A 17,278-nucleotide genomic window follows, 5' to 3' on the forward strand; every position below is an offset into this window, starting at 1 on the left:
TCGCCCCTTCATCTACCGCTCCGGCCGCACAATGTTGGGGAGGTAGGTTGACAGTTCAGCGCGATTGGCAAGGACGATCTGCTGCGATTTTGCGGATTCGTTCTCCTGCTCCTTGAGACCCAAGCGTGCCAACAAGTAGTAGCCCATAGCCTGTCTGCACCTCAACTTCAATCTTCCGTCTGACATGCCGTAGTCAAGTTCAATAACTCGCCGCGCGCCCTCAGAGAGCGCGGGGTTAGGGGCTATCTCGACATCGATTATGCGGTTCCATTGTTCGTCTCCACTGATCGCGGCTTGAGCGTCTCCAGATGGCTTGGCCGTCAAGATTCGGGCGAAGAGGAAGTCGCGGTAGTCCTTGCGCATGTGACAGTAGGCTCGGATGTGCCACCGAAACCCGTCGTATGCCAATGCTAAGGGAGAGATACACCTTACATCTGGCTCAGCACGTGCCATGGTCTGGTAGGTGATCTCCAGAGACTTAGCGGACTGAACTGCAGTTAAGGTCTCCCGCAGGAGCCCGATATCGACCCGACGGGTCGGGAAGCTCACGATCTCTGAAGGCGGCGGATTGCCTAGGAAGCTTAGGTCGGGGCTCAGCAAGCCAGTGGTGATGGCATGCAGCTCTGCCAGATATCGGGCGCTCGATCCTTCGGTAAATATCGGCGCATAGGTCGGCATTGCAACGTACGCGCGTTCCTTGGCGTCGTACTTCGCATTCTCGGGCGCGCGTGCAGCGTATTCAGCAAAATCCAGAGTTGCTTGAGGGGGCGAAATTTTGAAGAACTCGACCAGGTCGGAACGATTGACCTTTCCCGCCCACAAGAGACGGGAGTCAATGAACTCTAGCCGGCGGGCCTGCCCCCAACGCTCCTTACGGCCAGCGCTTACTTTCAAGTCATTGAATTTATTAGTCATCTCTGCATTGTCCGATGGAGGCCACTAATTTTTATGACCTCGTATTTTTTCGTAGTATAGTGCGTCCAACGGCCACCAGGGGTGGTCAACACGATGAGGCGCAACTCGCATGAGCAACATCACGTTCTTCCCGGTCGACTGCGGTGACATGACCCTGATCCGCCTCGCGGATGCTGCGGTCAGTTCTATCCTGATTGACGTTAACATCCGCGCCGCGGCGGACGATGCTGACGACACTTCGGTACGTGATGTGGCTTCGGATCTGCGAGCTAGGCTGCAGCGGGATGGACTTGGCCGGCCCTATGTAGACGTCTTCATGTTGAGTCACCCCGACAAGGACCACTGTCTCGGTCTGGCCCGTCATTTCTATCTGGGGCCGATCGAGGACTATCCTGACGACAAGAAAGCTGACAAGGACAAGCGGATTGTTATACGTGAAATCTGGTCGTCTCCGTTGGTCTTCCGCCGTCGTTCAAAGGACCATGTTCTTTGCGACGACGCCTTGGCCTTCAATCGCGAGGCAAAGCGGCGGGTAACCCAGTACCGCCATGGTCTAGGGAACAAGGACGGTGAGCGTGTACTTCTGATGGGTGAGGACGTTGACGGCAAGACGGACGATCTCTCCCCTATCGTCATCAAACCTGGCAGCACCTTCAGCCGCATTAATGGTGCTAATAGTTCCTACTTTGAGGCAACACTGCTCGCGCCCATCCTCTGCGACGACCCGGACATTGTTGAGGAACTGAAGAAGAACAATTCCAGCATCGTCATCAACTTCGCATTGGACTCTGTCGAGGCCGGACGCCCCCGCTGCAAGTTCCTGTCTGGCGGCGATGCGGAGGTTTACGTATGGGAGCTTCTCTGGACTGAGTATGGTAAGAGCGGTGCGCTACAGTACGACCTTCTTCAGGCACCACACCATTGCTCGTGGCATTCGCTGTCATGGGATAGCTGGTCCGAAAAGGGCGAGAAGGCTCAAGTGTCACCTGAAGCGCGAGCTGCCCTGGGTCAGGCGAAGACCGGTGCCGTGATTGTGGCTAGCTCAAAGCGGATCCTGGATGACAAGAATGATCCGCCGTGCATTCGCGCTAAGAGGGAGTACGAGAGCATCCTGGCTGCTGTGGGTGGAAAATTCATGTGCACCGGAGAGTATCCGCAGTACTGGGAGCAGGCTCCGCTGGATCTCCAGGTTTCATTCGGGGCTGTCCGAGTCAGGAAGGCAGGCGCAGGCTCTTCTACGGTAGCGGCACTGGCTGCCGCGCCGCGCGCGGGCAGCCCCCAGTGACTTCAGATTTTCTCGACTGGGGGGTCAGCATCCCCAAAGGTGAGGCTGATCCATTCCGCGATGGTCGCATGCAAGCCCTCCTCACGGCCTGCAATGCACATGCGGATATCAATGTTGTGGAGCTGAGACGGCTTGAACACCCATTCGTTGCAGAGATCATAGTGGCCGATGTTGGTGATGGCGCCGTGTCCCCTGGGAACGACGCAGGAATTCACCGCATCGAACGAATGGCACTTCTTTACCGAACTGGTGCCCGATTCCCATTCGAAGCTCGACCTCTCAGGAAGAGCTTTCCGAGAGCGCTGCATCAGTACTCTACGGGCGACCAAGGACCACCGTCGCTCTGCATCATGGAGGGAGACTGGGAGCTTGCGGAACACAGGTTCACGCCAGAAGCGCTACTCGAGACCCTTCTAGCCTGGCTGGAAAAGACGGCAGATGGGACGATTCATGGGGCCGACCGCGGCTTGGAACCCGTCTTCTACAGCCTTGGGCAGTGCCTAATGCTTCCACCGGACTTTGCAGAGGCTTTGAGCGATCCGTCCAAGGAGCTTGCTTTGATGGATGCGTGGGAGTGGGAACGCGGAGTGACATATCGCACGCGCATTGTCGCGTCCGCTTCTCCGGCACGGGCGCCTCATCGCATACTCATCATGGATGCCGCCCCGATCGCGCACCTGCCACTCTCCTCGCCGCCGTCATCGCTTGGCAGTCTTGAAGAGCTGCTTGCAGCTAAGGGAAGCTCGCTGATGCCGGGACTGGCCAAATCAGTTCAAGAGGCTTTCCGGCGATGCTGCGACGCCAACGTCCGGCCGGGTCAGGGGCGAATCATCTTGATCGTTCGTCTTCCGCGGACAATAGACGGTGAAGTTGTGAGCATCGACTCGATAGGCTTCAGAATCGACTGTGACCTCGTCGCGCTAGGGCTAAAAATGCAGGCACTTGGCCGGTACGGAGAGAACGATACAGTCCAGCCAGTCCTTATACTTGGAGAAGGACCAAGGTGGCCAGAGAAGGGTTGGCAAGATATCGAAGTGCTGCACATCGACGTCAGCCGCAGTCTTGATCGAGACGAGGCGAAGCGATGGTCGGGAATTGAGGACGGTGAGTTCCGCGGCGTAATTGCAGGAGTGGGCGCCCTGGGAAGTGCCCTTATCGATATATGGTCACGCTCCGCATGGGGTCACTGGGACTACATCGATCCCGACGTTCTAGCTCAGCACAACGTCGTCCGGCATGTCGGCACCCAAGATCAGGTTGGGTTGCCAAAAGTCGAAGTAGCCAAACGCCATGCGCGGCGGACGCTCGGGTTTGCCGACCCAGATGTGAAAGCGTTGCAGAACCGGGCCTCGGACCTTGATACAGAGCCGGTACACGCGTGCCTGAAGCGTGGCGATCTCCTCATCGATGCATCAACAACCATCCAGGTAACTAGGGCGTGGTCTGGAGCGGACTTACCTCGAGGTATGGCAACCTTCTTGACGCCGTCGGGAGATGGCTGCGTGCTTCTTGCTGAGGACAGCGCGCGGGAAATCAGAGGCGCATCGCTTGAGGCCCAGTACTACAGGGCGATCATCCAGCAAGATTGGGGAGCAGTGCACCTCGAAGCAAAGGGGCGCCCCCTTCGAAGTGGGGCGGGCTGTCGCGATGTCTCTGTCGTCCTAGGCTACGACCAGGTGCTGCGAAGTGCATCATTACTTGCAGGGCAGATCAGGAATTGGTCAATGCTTTCCGGTGCAAGTATCGATGTATGGGAGTCTTCGAGCGACGGCAGCATTCGTCACATTGAGGTGGCGGCCAGACGAACCTTTTCGAAAAAGGTAGGAGACTGGGAGATTTTCTGGGACGAAGGTCTCTGCGAACAACTCCTGGGGGAACGAGCCAACTCGCTTCCACTCGAAACCGGAGGAATCCTTCTGGGCGTCGTCGATTTCAAACTCAACACAATCCATCTCGTGGACGGCCGTTCTGCGCCAAGGGATAGTGTGTCAACTGAGGCGGACTTCCAGTGCGGTAGCTACGGCGTGCAGGAAGACATCAGTGAGGCCCAGCGACGAACAGCCGGTATGGTCCTTTGGATAGGTGCTTGGCACTCGCACCCCAAGGGCGTTAACGCAGTTCCCAGCATCCAAGATCAGGACCTGCTGTCACATCTCTGCACAAGGCTGGGTGCGCACGGATTACCCGCGGTGATGCTCATCGCGGGCGAGAATGGCATCGACGTATTCCTGCAGGTGAAAGGGAGTTAGATCGTTTTACGTGCGGACGAGCTTCCAAACCTGCTTTCGCTCACTCCCATCCGACTTGTCTGCGTGACCGAGCCTGCGCCAAGCTCAGGTATCTCTGAGGTGGTTGCCTACTTCAGCCGGCGAGGATAGGCCCTCCGGCTCCCTCGGCCTGCAAGCATCGCTGAATCCCCTGAGCCCGGCCGGGCGCGGCACGGGCTCCAATGGCGGAAGCGATTTAGGCGCTAACCGGCGCTCAATTGCCTTAGCTGAAGGATTGGCCATCAGCAATCTGCGGAGCGCGACATACTCTGGATTGCTCTATCTGCTGCCAGTAACGCAGGAGACCAACAAGTTCTGTAGCGCCTCGACCTAGTCGAGTTGTTCATTCATGCCAATCACCGGTATCCCTATCGGAGAAGCACGGACCCCTGCAATGCGATCGAGCCAGGGGCGTTCGCAGCCATACCCTGAGGAACGCATACTATGAAGTTCATGATAATTCAACAATAAAGTGTGCCCGAAGCTCCCGAGCTACTTCGCTCGGGCTGCTCGGATCGATACAGGGCCGACGCCAGGAAGTACGTTCGGATGATGGCACTCGCCCTTGGCTGGACGGCAATCCTGACAAGCATTCAGTGGTCACCCAGCCCCCCTAGGGAAGTTACGGTCTTCGCCCTCTCTCGAAACAAGACGAAGGCGTCAGAAGTACTCTTGTCTCTGAACTCTGACCTTAGCGGTGCCGGGTACGCGCCACCATTCGGCCCCGCGACATCTAGGCTAGGCGGCACTCGCTCAGAGTGAATATTGGGCTTAATGCTGATAAGTAGCGACAAGAAACCCCAGTCTCCTCCTTCTCACAGATGATAATTGATGCTGGTCCTGCGCTAGCCACCGTTACGTTCTTCTTGCCATCCCATAGCTTACGCACTGGGGGCTGTCGGAGATTTCCTACAGCACGATGCGGGGAGTCCCTATGGCCACGACGCTCGGGATCCGGTGCAAACTCTCAGCGGTTCATGAACGAGTCGTTCATCTACTGCCGGGGGACAGGAATGGTTTCCAGAAAATGGTGCGTAGCGTCAGCAATTGCATGCCTCGTCTGCAGTACTGCAGGGGCCCAGGATCGGGTCGAACCCGAGTCGCAATATGCGAACAAGGTTGGCAAGGCTCAGCACACTGGGCAGCTGGATGAAGGTTCGTTTGGTGAAAACGTCTCCCTTTTCAACGGGCAACTCGACTTCTCGATAACGGATATCACCATCCCGGGCAACAACGCTCTGTCTGTAGCGCTCCGTCGCAAGCGGACAATCAGTGAGCGTTACCTCCATCAGAATGCCAGACCTGGCGACCTGGCCGGCTTCTACGATTGGGATTTGGACGTGCCCTACCTGGAAGGCATTTTCAGTTCCCGTGGCTGGGTGGTTGGGGCAGACGATGATGCCAGCCGCTACCAGCGCTGCTCATTGCAGAAGAAGCCCTTTATCGGGGAAAGCACGCCCTACCCGGAGGACCTGATCTGGAACGGATATAACCTGCACCTGCCTGGGGAGGGTGATGCGCAGTTGCTGGTTGCCTCGGCCAACATCCCAATGCCAAGCGATGGGAAAAGCTATCCTTGGGTGACCGTTGGTGACACACGCGTGCGTTGCTTACCGCAGACTCAGAACGGTGTTCCTGGCGAGGCTTTTCAGGTCGTTACTCCGCAGGGAATCACGTACTCCTTGAACTGGGTCGTCAGCCGCGAGATGCCCCTGTACAGTTACAAAGACAACCCCCTAGCGCCCACCCGCTATCTGTCGCGTAGCCATGTTTTCTTCATGGCCACCCGCGCTGAGGACCGCTTCGGCAACTGGGTGAACTACGGCTACACAGGCGACAAGCTGACTTCTATCAGTAGCAGCGACGGCCGCAGTATCAGCATCACCTATACTGGGGAGCGCATCACCAGTGCGACGGCCAATGGCCGGACTTGGACATACCAGTATCGTGAGCCGGGAGCGCTGGGGTCGCGGCTTGACGGGGGGCTAGCCGCCGTCATTTTGCCGGATGGCTCCCGATGGACCTATTCACCCAATGGAACCTTGCGCCCACCGATCTTCGGCCCCACGCCGGAGGGCTCTGAATGCGATCCCCGCATGCCCGATGTGCTGGGACCCTATATCTACACCGTGACCCACCCGGCCGGGGCGACGGCCACTTATACCCTGAACTATAGGTACTTCTACCGCGCCACTGACATCAGTCCCTGCTCGTCCAGCGAGCGCGCGCCTTATGTGGCGGTTTGGAACCTGCAGCAGCGCTCAGTCACCGGGGCCGGACTATCAGGGATGACCACCACCTACGCTTATGAAGGCACATTCGGGCCGCAGGGCCGCTGGACCACGGTAACGCAGCCCGATGGGTCCACGAACCGATATCGGTTCGGCGTACGACCGCGCCAAGACGAAGGCCGTTTGCTGGAAAGCCGGACGGTCAGCACAGCGGGAACGACCCTGGAAACGGTGAACTATGAGTACCTCGCTAAGGAGCAGGCGGCCGGGCAGTTCGTGCCGCTTGTGGGGCAGTCCCTAAGCGCCATCACCCCCACAGAAGGTCTGGTCGAGCCGCAGCGGCTCGTCACGACTGTTCGCGACGGAACGCAGTACGTGGAGCGAGTGGATCGCTTCGATGCTTTCGCACGCCCGGTGGAAACATTCAGCGGCAGCGATTTGGGTGTCGCAAAGGACAGAATCACCTATCACGACGGCCTGGGAAGCTGGACGTTGGGCCAGAAGGCGGTCGTGGCGGACATCGATTCTGGCGTGGAAAGCTCACGCATAGAGTTCAACGCGCAGTCGCTGCCGTACAAGACCTGGACGTTCGGCAAGCTTACCTCCACGCTTGCATATGATTCACAGGGCATGCTCAGTCAGAGCATGGATGGCAACGGCAATACCACCCACTTCCAGGACTATTACCGCGGGACTCCACGCACGATTCTCTATGCAGACGGTACCGGCATTACCGCGCTGGTGGACGGTAACGGCTGGCTTTTGAACCGGACCGACGAGACGGGGGCAGTTACCAGCTTTGGCTACGATCCGATGGGTCGCCTGACCCAGATCAACTATCCCAGCGGCGACAGCGTGGGATGGAATGCCACAACCTTCATACGCCAACGCACCGCCAGCACGGAGCGGGGTTTGGCACCAGGTCACTGGCGGGAGCTCGAGGCGACTGGCAGTGCACGACGCATAACCTACCGCGATGTGCTGCTCCGCCCTGTGCTGTCTGAAGAATACGACGCGACAAATCGCGGCGACACGCTCCGACAGGTGATTAACAGTTATGACTATGCTGGCCGAGTGACCTTCACCTCCTATCCCGGCCGCTATCGCATGGGAGAGCCGTGATGTACATGATTCGACACCTCCTCGATGCCTTGCGCAGCCACTGCGCAGCTTCGGCACTGCTGGCAATCTGCTTGCTTGGGGTCAGCCCATCGGTGTTGGCGCAGGCCTGGGTGCGGCTAACCGGGCCTGCACAGACCGTCTACACTGCGCCGGCAACCGTAAGCATGACGGTCGAGTTCGGTAGCACCAACGGCGGCCCCAAATCGGAATACATCGACAATGTCCGCTTGACGCAGAACGGCACCCTAGTTACCAACTTCGCCTACGGCACCTATACCGTGCAGGGCCTGCCGCCCGGCACCTACGTCTACATGCTTACCGCGCAGGGCATACGCAACCTCAATGGTGAGGAAGTGGTGCGGTCGCTATCCAGTGGACCGGTGACCATAACGGTGAATGCACCGCCTGCGCCCATCGATTCGGCTGAGAAGGTGACCGCATCTCTTTCCACCAATCGCGTTGTGGCCGGACAACCCTTCAATGTCAGCGTGACGATGAAGAACACCGGTGAGACGACTTGGACGCCTGAAGGAGGCTATGCACTAGCCATGCCTCAGGGCGGCTGGGGTGTAGGTAGCATCCCGGTGTCTGGACCTGTGGCCCCGGGCCAGACTGCCACATTCAACTTCACTGCCACCCCCAACTCGGGTGCCACCAATGGCGGGTGGTACGGCTTTCAGTTGCAGATGCAGCGCAATGGCGCCTGGTTCGGCTTGGCCACAGGGCAGATTGGCTTCTTTGTCTGGCAGCCAGTCAACAATGCCGATTTCGAAGCCCAGTCGGTGCCAACGTCTATGAAGACCGGTGTCGCCCAGGTGGCTACGGTGCGCATGAAAAACACCGGAGATATCGCTTGGCAGCCGGGTAGCTACTGGCTGGGTTCGCAGAATCCCACCGACTCTACCGTATGGGGCGCGGTACGTACTGCGCTGCCACGGACGGTTGCGCCTGGCGAATCCGTGGACATACCCGTTACGCTGCAGGCGCCGCCTACGCCAGGCACCTACAACTTCCAGCGCCAGATGTGGGCGGATGGTAAGGGCTGGTTCGGCCCTGCCACGCCAAATGTGGCGATCAACGTCAGTGCCCCGGTGAACTCGGCGCGAATGGAGGGCGGTCCGATGCCGCTGGGCATGCAGACCGGAAGCTCTACGCAAATGCGCCTGCTGGTTCGCAACAATGGTGAGACAACCTGGACCTCAGCCGCCGGCTATGCATTGGCATCGGAAAATCCTGCCGACAACACGGTCTGGGGCATGCAACGTGTTGCGCTACCAAGCAGCGTGCCGCCTAACGGGCTGGTGGAGTTCGTCTTCACAATCACTGCTCCCTCCACGCCGGGTAGCTACCCGCTGCAGTGGCGGATGAACCAAGAAGGCGTCGGCCGGTTCGGTGAGTCCACGCCGAACACCAACGTGCAGGTAACGCTGCCTCCGGTGAAGGGCACATGGAAGGAATACGATGCGCTGGGTCGCGTTACATCTACCGCCCAAGACACAGACGATGGACTGGCCATCACTGTATCCACCTACCAGCCAGGTAATTGGCAAACCACGGTGGATCCGCTAGGCCACACGACGCAGATCCAATACCAAGCCTTTGGTACCCCGGCGCAGTCGAATCCCATCGCCATTCGCGCACCGGAAGGATCATTCACAGACGTGCTACGTGACCGCTACGCCCGGCCCACCGCTGTGATCCGACGCAACGCAGACAGCAGCGTGCAGCTACGCCGCAGCTTTGCCTATGGCGAGGGCGGAACTCTGTGCAAGCTCATCGAGCCGGAAGCAGGTACGACGGTAACCGCCTATGATGGCGCCGGTAACCTGGCCTGGTCCGCGAGTGGCCTCAACCTGCCCAGTCCAGACAACTGTGATCTGACAGCTGCACAGGGCTCCGGGCGTCAGGTGACGCGTGCCTACGATGTCCGCAACCGTATCATCACCCTGACTTTCCCAGACGGCAACGGCAACCAGAGCTGGAGTTACACCTCTGATGGGTTGCCGGCGGAGGTGCAGACCGCAAACGACGGTGGTGCTAACCACACTATCAACACTTACACCTACAACAAACGTAGGCTGCTGGTGGGGGAATCCACATCCCAGGCCGGATGGTTTACTTGGGCACTAGGCTATGCCTACGACGCCAACGGCGCACGATCGGGCATTCAGTATCCAAGCGGAACCTACATTGCACTTGACCCCAATGCGCTCGGTCAGGCAACGCGGGTAGGCAACTACGTCCTCGGCGTAACCTACCATCCCAATGGCAGCCCGGTGGGCTTCTCCTACGGTAACGGCGTCAGGTTCGAGCAGGCGTTTAACATCCAGCAGGCGCCCAGCAGCATCGGTGCTCTTCCGAGCGTCAGTAGCTTAGCGTATGCGTATGATCGCGTCGGCAATGTCACCCGCATCACTGACATGGTCAGCGCAGGACGCGACCGCCAGATGAGCTATGACGGTTTGGGGCGGCTAGTGCAGGCAACGTCCCCCACCTTTGGTGGCGACGGAAGCCTGCTATATACCTATGACGTGCTGGACAACATCCGCAGTGCGCGGGTTGCGAGCGGCAAGGACCACACGTACGTATACGATGCGAAGAACCGCCTGACCAATGTCATGTCCAGCCAAGGCGCCACCACCATCGGCTTGGCCTACGACGCTCAAGGCAATCTCGCACTCCGCAACGGCCAACCTTTCATCTTTGATATGGGCAACCGTCTGCGCTCTGCTCCTGGACCGGAAAACTACCGCTATGACGCGGAGGGTCGTCGCGTACTGGCGTGGTTGCAGGGCAGCGGTTCGATCCTATCGATGTACGATGGGGACGGTAAGCTTCGCCGTCAGCAGAGCGAGCGCGACGGCAAAAGTCGCGAGTACCTTTACCTTGGCGGTATGCTGGTAGCTACCTTGGAAACCGGTACTGATGGCGTGACTCGTCCAACCTACCAGCATCTGGATGCGTTGGGATCTCCGGTGGCCGTGACCGATGCCTCTGGAACTGTGGTCGAGCGCAGCTACTACGAGCCCTATGGCGAACTACGCAATCGTCCCCTAACCGATGGCATCGGCTACGCCGGACATGTTTCGGATAGCGCAAATAGCCTGTCCTACATGCAGCAGCGCTACTACGACCCGAGCATCGGCATCTTCCTGAGCGTGGACCCGATTACGGCTCTACAGAAGCCCGCCTCGCACTTCAATCGCTACCGCTATGCCAATAACAATCCATACAAATTCATCGATCCTAACGGAGAGGCGGGGCGTGTGGCATGGCTAGTTCGGCTGACGGCGAATCAGGCGAACAAGGTGGCCCGCATCACACAAGAGCAAGCAGTTGCTGCACGCCGGGCGGGGCAGAATGTCGTTGCAGATCGCAGGCAAGTGGCAAGTCAGATCGAAACAGCTGCGCACGGAAGAGCAGATCAGTTAAAGCATGCGGCTCATGAATTGGAAGATGGCAGCAAAGGCTTGCCGCACTATCAAACAGAAGGTATTAGAGGGCATTCGTTCTGGGGCAAACTGAGTGTGGCTGCGCTGGCGGCAGCGGGCGCACTTGAGCAGGTGGCAGAGGCAGCAGAGTACATTCCGGACCCTACGCCGCGACCGGCTGAGCAGGCCGATATAGATAGATGGAACAACTTGATGGGAACGATCAATAAGTCCACGGGCATACCTATGCCAGGCGTCAAGGTCGGGCAGGACGGGGGATTCCAAGGCTACTTCAATGTTGGGGGAAGACTTGATTCCAAGAAGCTCGACGAAAAGCTAAATGGAAATAGATAGCTGAGATGATCTCCTATCGGATAATGATCGAAGGCGTTTTCGTTCACGCCCCTGAGCTTGAGGGGCGTGTCGGCGGCTTCCATACAACCTTCTTCTTGAGTGCAAACAATGCCGATAACGCGGTCATTCGGGCAAGCAAGCTGCTTGCCGAGCGAATGCACAATAACGAAGTAACGGGGCGTGAGAGGGGGCTCTTGAGAACGTACTGCTGGGTTCACAATTTGTGGGAAGTCGCAGAGGAAAGTCCCTCTCGACGGCAGAATGGCGACTCAGGATTTACATTCTTCCGGATTGGTCCACTGGAGCGTTTCTACCTGGGCATTCGTCGTCTCTTCTTTCAGCGATACAAGCCATGGCTGCTAGTAGCGCAATCGGTGTAGCTACCAGATCGATCAATAGCGTCGACGTCCTTTAGGTATTTTGTTCTCACAGTGGATATTTATGCTCGCCGCGCTTGGAATTGTTGGAACCATAGCATCACTTGTTAGTCTTCTTATCGCAGCTCCAACTGCTAGGTCTAGATTGGTGCATGTTGTATATGCGCTATTTATCACCGCTTTAGCTCTGGGAATGGCTTCCTATCAAAAGAAGGCCTCTGACGCGGAGCAGAGGGTTGTCGAGATGCGTAAGATCGAGCGAGAAGCCAGTGCGCTCTTGTCGGGTTTTGACTTCACCACAAGTGGATCTATGTCCGGATTTATGCTGGCAGCTCTCTCATTCTTAGAGAAGCACAAGGCGGAACTTCCTGATACATATCAGCGGGCGCAGACACTGTGTGAGAATACAGGTTGCCTGAAAGCTAGCAATGGAGACTACAATTCAAGCATGGAGCACTTCAGAGATCTGCAGGATGCCTCCTCCGCAATGAAATACCTCGTTCAAGGGATCGCCAAGAGTGAGGGGGGATAGTTCATCTAAGGCGACGCCAGATCCTTTTCTTTAGTGACTCCAGAATCTCGAACGTCCGCGCTCGGTCGAAAGCAGAGCGAGGGAATGAAGGTCTGTGGGGCAGAAGAGTTCTGCTCCTCGCCCGTCCCGGCCATTCGAGAGACCCCATCGGAGCCTTCGGTGCCAGGTGCCCAACGATTGGGGTCAGCTTCCGCCGAGCGTGATGCCTGAAGTGGCGGTAATCTAAAAGTGTCTCTTCAATGAGCTCCGCCCTTGGCGGACAGCGAGATATTGTTCGCACCGGTATGGTCAAAATTGATCATTGATGCAGTCAGTTCGGCCTGACGCGGCAAAAATTGCGGAGCGAGAGCGGTTCATTCTCAATTGCCCGATCACTGGACCCATGTCCCGACTAGCTGGGCTAACCTACCCTGTATTGGCTTGGGCTAAGGGACAAGAAGGTGGGATTCTGAGGCTAGGCTGTGGCGACACCAGCTGCAGGCGATCTCATGCTGAGCACTTTCTCTCGAACACATATAATGTTGCTGCTCCTACTGTTTCGCCCGCCCCTCGCATGCCTATCTGAACCTGTCGCCTGGCCTGGACTTCGAGACCAAGCTGTTTGCCAAGACCAACGCGCCGCAGCTGCTGCGCAAGGAGCTGTCGAAGCCGGGCTACGTGCCGCAGCCGATCGCACTGGGCATCAACACCGACGCGTACCACCCGATCGAGCGCACGTTCAAGCTGACCCGCCAGTTGATCGAAGTGATGCTGGAAACGAAGCATCCGTTCTCGCTGATCACCAAGAATGCGCTGGTCGAGCGCGACATCGATCTGCTCGCTCCACTGGCGGCTGAGAACCTGGTCAGCGTGCATTTCTCGGTGACGTCGCTGGATCCGCATCTGTCGGCAAAGCTGGATCCGCGCGCCTCCGCACCCCATGCGCGGCTGCGTGCGATGAAGCGTCTGCACCAGGCCGGCATTCCGGTGGGCGTGATGGTCGCGCCGGTGATCCCATGGATCAACGACAGCGAGCTGGAAGCGGTGCTGGAGGCTGCACACGATGCCGGCGCCAGCACTGCCGGTTACGTACTGCTGCGCCTGCCGCTGGAAGTGGCGCCGCTGTTCCGCGACTGGCTCGATACCCATCATCCGGATCGCGCTGCGCACGTGATGAGCACCATCCAGCAGCTGCGCGGCGGCAAGGATTACGACAGCCGGTTCGGCACGCGCATGCGCGGCCAAGGGGTGTACGCAGAGCTGTTGAGCAACCGCTTCAAGCTGGCGCGCAAGCGGCTGGGCTTCAATGCGCAGAACAGCCACTGGCCGACGCTGGACTGCAGCCGGTTCCAGAAGCCGCTGCCGCCGCAGAAGGATTCGCCGCAGGGGTCGCTGTTCTAAAAAATTACGGGGCGTACGGAGACGACGCCTTAATCGCATGAGCCGCAGCTACATCGGTGGTACTCCGACTGACTACGTGCTCAATGCGCAGGGGCAGCGCGTTGCAAAGATCAACCAGACCACCAACAGCCGCTACTTCTACGCCGGCCAGAACCAGCTCATGACTGAGCTGAACAACGGGGTGTGGACCAATTATTGCTGGTTTGAAGGTGAACTGGTTGGGCTTGCTCGCAGCGGGCAGCACAATTATGTGCATACCGATCATCTTGGTCGCCCGGAGTTCGTCACCAGCCCGGGCCAGCAGACCGTCTGGAAGGCGTACAACTACGCCTACGGACGTAGCGTCCAGAAGGATGAGATCGGAGGGTTGAACATTGGCTTCCCCGGCCAGTACTACTATGTGGAAAGCGGACTCTGGTACAACGGCTTCCGCGACTATGACGCGAGTATCGGACGATATGTGCAGAGTGATCCGATCGGGTTGGCGGGGGAACCAATACGTACGCCTATGCTGGCGGCAATCCAATCAATTCGGTTGACCCCCTCGGACTTCAGGCTCGCGCACTGCGTCCGACCTACTATCCAGGCAACTACACCACGGGCGGTTCTGAAGAGTATGGTGGTCCTCGATTGGATGCGGGGAGTTTTGGCATCTTCGGGACCATCGTCCTTGTCTCTCCTTCACTTCCTCAGCTTGCGAGGGCGCTGTACAACAAGCCACCCGCCGATGCAACAGATCCCAACGGCGCGAAAGCTCCGGGTCTTCCTGGCGAGGTTGAGGGATACTGTGCACCCAAGAAGGGGCCTCAGTGGGTTAAGAGCCCGAATGGCAGAGGGAGTGGATGGCTGGACAAATCCGGAGATGTCTGGGTTCCCTCTGGTCAAGGAGGGGGAGCCCACGGTGGGACGCTCAATCCCCAAATGGCGACTACATTAATGTCTATCCTGGTGGAAGAAGGCGCTAATTCTGTGCTGAAGCTGGAAGTTGAATCTTTGAGGTTCTATTCACGACTGGACGAGGACGCTTTCTTCTCCAGATTGAGTAAGACATCGGGCGTGGTGTCTGTTGAGGGGTTTCTCAGAATGATCAACGTATCTGTTGATCCGTCGGCTGTGGATGAGGACGCTATGAGAGAGCTGATTTCGTTGTTCCAACGCTATGGGATAGACATGCGCCAGCTGCGGGAACTGGAGACGGAAGAATTCAGCTCATGGATGCGGAACAGATCCGCCTACTGGTTCAAGTCGATGTATCCGGACCAGTAGGCCTATGAAATGAGGACTATCCACTGGCTCGGCATCGCGTTCCTGTGGATGCTTCCGCTGAACGTCCTGCTGCTGACGGCCGGCAAGCTGATGTGGGGCGAAGCGCTCGGAGAAGAAGAGCTCGTTGGCTTGGGTGTGGCGGTGTTCGGCGCTGTGGCGGGCGGGATTCTCTATCGCCGCCGTCCTCGGTAGCGTCGAGCCTGCTCGACTTCGCTCCAGGTTCAGTCGAGCAAGCGATATCGTCGAGCAGGCTCGAGGTCACCCCCCAAACAACTTCTGCGCGCTCTGGAACAGGATCCAGCTGGTGGCGATGAACTTGTCGCCGCCCTGCGGCCGGTTGCCGCGATGGGTGTGGGTGAACGCGGTCGGGGCGATCAGCAGGCTGCCGGTACGCGGTGCGATCTTCCGGCCCTGGAACAGGAACTCGGTTTCGCCCTCTTCGAAGTCGTCGTTGAGGTACAGCGTCCACAGCACGTGCCGGTGCAGCGTCTCGGCCTGCGCGTCCTTCGGGTACAGCTCGCAGTGCCAGTACGGGTAGCCGCCCTCGCCCGCCGCATACCATTGCAGGTTGATTGCGCCGGGGCGCAGGCAGGTGCGCGCCAGATCCGCCAGCTGCTCCGGCGCCATGTCGGGGAAATCCTCGGCCGACAGGCGTCGCGGCTGGCCGTTGCTGTCCTGGATCTGCAACATCAGCGGCGCGATCAATGCCTGTGGATAACGGCGTAGATAAGTCTGCAGACCGGCAAATACCGCCTGCTGCAGCTGCTGGTCCACATCCTGCCAGCCGTCCACGCCGCTGATCCGCAGATCCTTGCTGTGCTTGAGTTCCGGGAATACACCGCTGCCCACCGCACCGGGTTTCAGGCCCTGGCTTGCACGCATGCGCGCGACGATCGCAGCGCACACGTCGCTGGGGACGGCGTTGTGGATGACCTCGATGAAATCGACAGGGCCCGGCGCGTGCATGCGTGCATTCCTTGGACGGCAAGGGCTTGATGGTGCCGTTTGCCGCCCCTGCTGTCACCCCGCGGTCATGTCATCAAGGTGCCATGACCGCTGTAGGGATGGCCGCGGTCAGACGCTCTTCGCGTCATGCTCCTGGTGATAGCGCACGGCTTCGGCGACCTCTTCGCGCGAACCGAGGAACACCGGCACGCGCTGGTGCAGGTGGTCGGGCTGGAGGTCGGTAATGCGCTCGCGACCGGTCCAGGCAGCGCCGCCGGCCTGCTCCACCAGCAGGCCCATCGGGTTGGCCTCGTACATCAGGCGCAGCTTGCCGGCCTTGGACGGATCCTTCTTGTCCCACGGATAGATGAAGATGCCGCCGCGGGTGAGGATGCGGTGCACATCGGCGACCATGCTGGCGATCCAGCGCATGTTGAAGTTCTTGCCGCGCGGGCCATCCTTGCCGGCCAGCAGGTCTTCCACGTAGGCCTGCATCGGCGCTTCCCAGTGCCGCTGGTTGGACATGTTGATGGCGAACTCCTGGGTGGCCGCCGGGATCTGCATGTTCTCGGTGGTCAGCACGAACTCGCCGGTTTCGCGGTCCAGGGTGAAGGCATGGGTACCGTGGCCGACGGTCAGCACCAGCTGCGTGCTGGGCCCGTAGATGCAGTAACCGGCGGCGATCTGCCTGCTGCCCGGCTGCAGGAAGGCGTCATCGCCAGGCAGTTCGACGTTGGTCGGGCAGCGCAGCACCGAGAAGATGGTGCCGACGGAGACGTTGACGTCGATGTTGGAACTGCCATCCAGGGGATCGAACAGCAGCAGGAAATCGCCGCGCGGGTAGATGTCCGGCACCGGCTGGCTGTGGTCCATCTCCTCCGAGGCGCAGGCGGCGAGGTGGCCACCCCAGGCGTTGGCTTCCAGCAGGATCTCGTTGCTGATGACATCCAGCTTCTTCTGCGCTTCGCCCTGCACGTTGCCAGTACCGGCCTCGCCGAGCACGCCACCGAGGGCGCCCTTGCTGACGGCGATGGAGATGCTGGTGCAGGCGCGGGCGACGACCGCGATCAGCTGGCGCAGATCGGCGTTGATGCGGCCGGCGTGCTGCTGCTGGATCAGGAAGCGGGTCAACGAGGTACGGGACATGAGCGGGCAGGTCTCGGCAGCGGGAAA

At 59.0% G+C, this 17,278-nt stretch carries 11 protein-coding genes and 3 pseudogenes; 11 read left to right on the forward strand and 3 right to left on the reverse strand.

Annotated features, from left to right (window positions below):
• Positions 1–12: 12 nt before the first annotated feature.
• A complete protein-coding gene (locus Q5Z10_RS00120; protein ID WP_303637341.1) occupies positions 13–915 on the reverse strand; it encodes a BrxR family transcriptional regulator in 903 nt (300 codons plus the stop codon).
• Positions 916–1,024: 109 nt separating this feature from the next.
• On the opposite strand from Q5Z10_RS00120, the gene mblB reads away from it, so the two are divergent.
• The 11 genes and pseudogenes from mblB to Q5Z10_RS00170 all read left to right on the forward strand — a co-directional run bounded on the left by mblB (position 1,025) and on the right by Q5Z10_RS00170 (position 15,352).
• Positions 1,025–2,200 (forward strand): anti-phage 6A-MBL system MBL-fold protein, encoded by a 1,176-nt coding sequence (gene mblB / locus Q5Z10_RS00125; RefSeq protein ID WP_303637342.1) that lies wholly within the window; start codon positions 1,025–1,027, stop codon positions 2,198–2,200.
• A 68-nt stretch (positions 2,201–2,268) separates the two neighbouring features.
• Positions 2,269–4,449 (forward strand): anti-phage 6A-MBL system cap2_3 protein, encoded by a 2,181-nt coding sequence (gene cap2-3, locus Q5Z10_RS00130; RefSeq protein WP_303637343.1) that lies wholly within the window; start codon positions 2,269–2,271, stop codon positions 4,447–4,449.
• A 995-nt stretch (positions 4,450–5,444) separates the two neighbouring features.
• Entirely contained in the window at positions 5,445–7,820 is a 2,376-nt protein-coding gene (locus Q5Z10_RS00135) for an RHS repeat protein (RefSeq protein WP_303637344.1), read from the forward strand.
• Positions 7,821–7,984: 164 nt separating this feature from the next.
• Positions 7,985–11,605, forward strand: a complete 3,621-nt coding sequence (locus Q5Z10_RS00140; protein WP_303637345.1) for an RHS repeat domain-containing protein — start codon at positions 7,985–7,987, stop codon at positions 11,603–11,605.
• 5 nt (positions 11,606–11,610) lie between these two features.
• Positions 11,611–11,985, forward strand: coding sequence for a hypothetical protein (locus Q5Z10_RS00145; RefSeq protein WP_303637346.1), 375 nt, complete (start codon positions 11,611–11,613; stop codon positions 11,983–11,985).
• A 61-nt stretch (positions 11,986–12,046) separates the two neighbouring features.
• Positions 12,047–12,514: a hypothetical protein gene (locus Q5Z10_RS00150; protein ID WP_303637347.1), complete on the forward strand. Its 468-nt coding sequence runs from the start codon at positions 12,047–12,049 to the stop codon at positions 12,512–12,514.
• A 525-nt stretch (positions 12,515–13,039) separates the two neighbouring features.
• A pseudogene (locus tag Q5Z10_RS00155) lies at positions 13,040–13,894 on the forward strand (PA0069 family radical SAM protein); the annotation flags it as partial.
• 160 nt (positions 13,895–14,054) lie between these two features.
• Positions 14,055–14,327, forward strand: a pseudogene (locus Q5Z10_RS21370) (RHS repeat-associated core domain-containing protein); the annotation flags it as partial.
• 197 nt (positions 14,328–14,524) lie between these two features.
• Positions 14,525–14,740: pseudogene (locus tag Q5Z10_RS21375) on the forward strand (polymorphic toxin type 37 domain-containing protein); the annotation flags it as partial.
• A 90-nt stretch (positions 14,741–14,830) separates the two neighbouring features.
• Complete coding sequence (locus tag Q5Z10_RS00165) at positions 14,831–15,160, forward strand: hypothetical protein (RefSeq protein ID WP_303637349.1); 330 nt, start codon at positions 14,831–14,833, stop codon at positions 15,158–15,160.
• A 9-nt stretch (positions 15,161–15,169) separates the two neighbouring features.
• Positions 15,170–15,352, forward strand: coding sequence for a hypothetical protein (locus Q5Z10_RS00170; protein WP_303637350.1), 183 nt, complete (start codon positions 15,170–15,172; stop codon positions 15,350–15,352).
• A 66-nt stretch (positions 15,353–15,418) separates the two neighbouring features.
• Here the strand turns inward: Q5Z10_RS00170 and Q5Z10_RS00175 are convergent, their stop codons facing one another.
• Together Q5Z10_RS00175 and Q5Z10_RS00180 are read right to left on the reverse strand one after the other, a co-directional pair.
• Positions 15,419–16,126: a 2OG-Fe(II) oxygenase gene (locus Q5Z10_RS00175; protein ID WP_303637351.1), complete on the reverse strand. Its 708-nt coding sequence runs from the start codon at positions 16,124–16,126 to the stop codon at positions 15,419–15,421.
• Between the two features lie 108 nt (positions 16,127–16,234).
• Positions 16,235–17,251 carry a class 1 fructose-bisphosphatase gene (locus Q5Z10_RS00180; RefSeq protein WP_303637352.1) on the reverse strand — a complete coding sequence of 339 codons (1,017 nt, stop codon included), beginning with the start codon at positions 17,249–17,251 and terminating at the stop codon, positions 16,235–16,237.
• Positions 17,252–17,278 lie beyond the last annotated feature (27 nt).

The sequence above is a fragment of the Stenotrophomonas sp. 704A1 genome, assembly GCF_030549525.1.
In the GTDB taxonomy this organism is placed as follows: domain Bacteria; phylum Pseudomonadota; class Gammaproteobacteria; order Xanthomonadales; family Xanthomonadaceae; genus Stenotrophomonas; species Stenotrophomonas tuberculopleuritidis.

What these genes read in the sequence shown, in the direction of transcription:
- Q5Z10_RS00150 (WP_303637347.1), top strand. Translation starts at nt 12,047, where the DNA reads ATGCTCGCCGCGCTTGGAATTGTTGGAACCATAGCATCACTTGTTAGT.
- Q5Z10_RS00175 (WP_303637351.1), bottom strand. Translation starts at nt 16,126, where the DNA reads ATGCACGCGCCGGGCCCTGTCGATTTCATCGAGGTCATCCACAACGCC.
- mblB (WP_303637342.1), top strand. Translation starts at nt 1,025, where the DNA reads ATGAGCAACATCACGTTCTTCCCGGTCGACTGCGGTGACATGACCCTG.
- cap2-3 (WP_303637343.1), top strand. Translation starts at nt 2,269, where the DNA reads ATGCAAGCCCTCCTCACGGCCTGCAATGCACATGCGGATATCAATGTT.
- Q5Z10_RS00145 (WP_303637346.1), top strand. Translation starts at nt 11,611, where the DNA reads ATGATCTCCTATCGGATAATGATCGAAGGCGTTTTCGTTCACGCCCCT.
- Q5Z10_RS00180 (WP_303637352.1), bottom strand. Translation starts at nt 17,251, where the DNA reads ATGTCCCGTACCTCGTTGACCCGCTTCCTGATCCAGCAGCAGCACGCC.
- Q5Z10_RS00135 (WP_303637344.1), top strand. Translation starts at nt 5,445, where the DNA reads ATGAACGAGTCGTTCATCTACTGCCGGGGGACAGGAATGGTTTCCAGA.
- Q5Z10_RS00170 (WP_303637350.1), top strand. Translation starts at nt 15,170, where the DNA reads ATGAGGACTATCCACTGGCTCGGCATCGCGTTCCTGTGGATGCTTCCG.
- Q5Z10_RS00120 (WP_303637341.1), bottom strand. Translation starts at nt 915, where the DNA reads ATGACTAATAAATTCAATGACTTGAAAGTAAGCGCTGGCCGTAAGGAG.
- Q5Z10_RS00140 (WP_303637345.1), top strand. Translation starts at nt 7,985, where the DNA reads ATGACGGTCGAGTTCGGTAGCACCAACGGCGGCCCCAAATCGGAATAC.
- Q5Z10_RS00165 (WP_303637349.1), top strand. Translation starts at nt 14,831, where the DNA reads ATGTCTATCCTGGTGGAAGAAGGCGCTAATTCTGTGCTGAAGCTGGAA.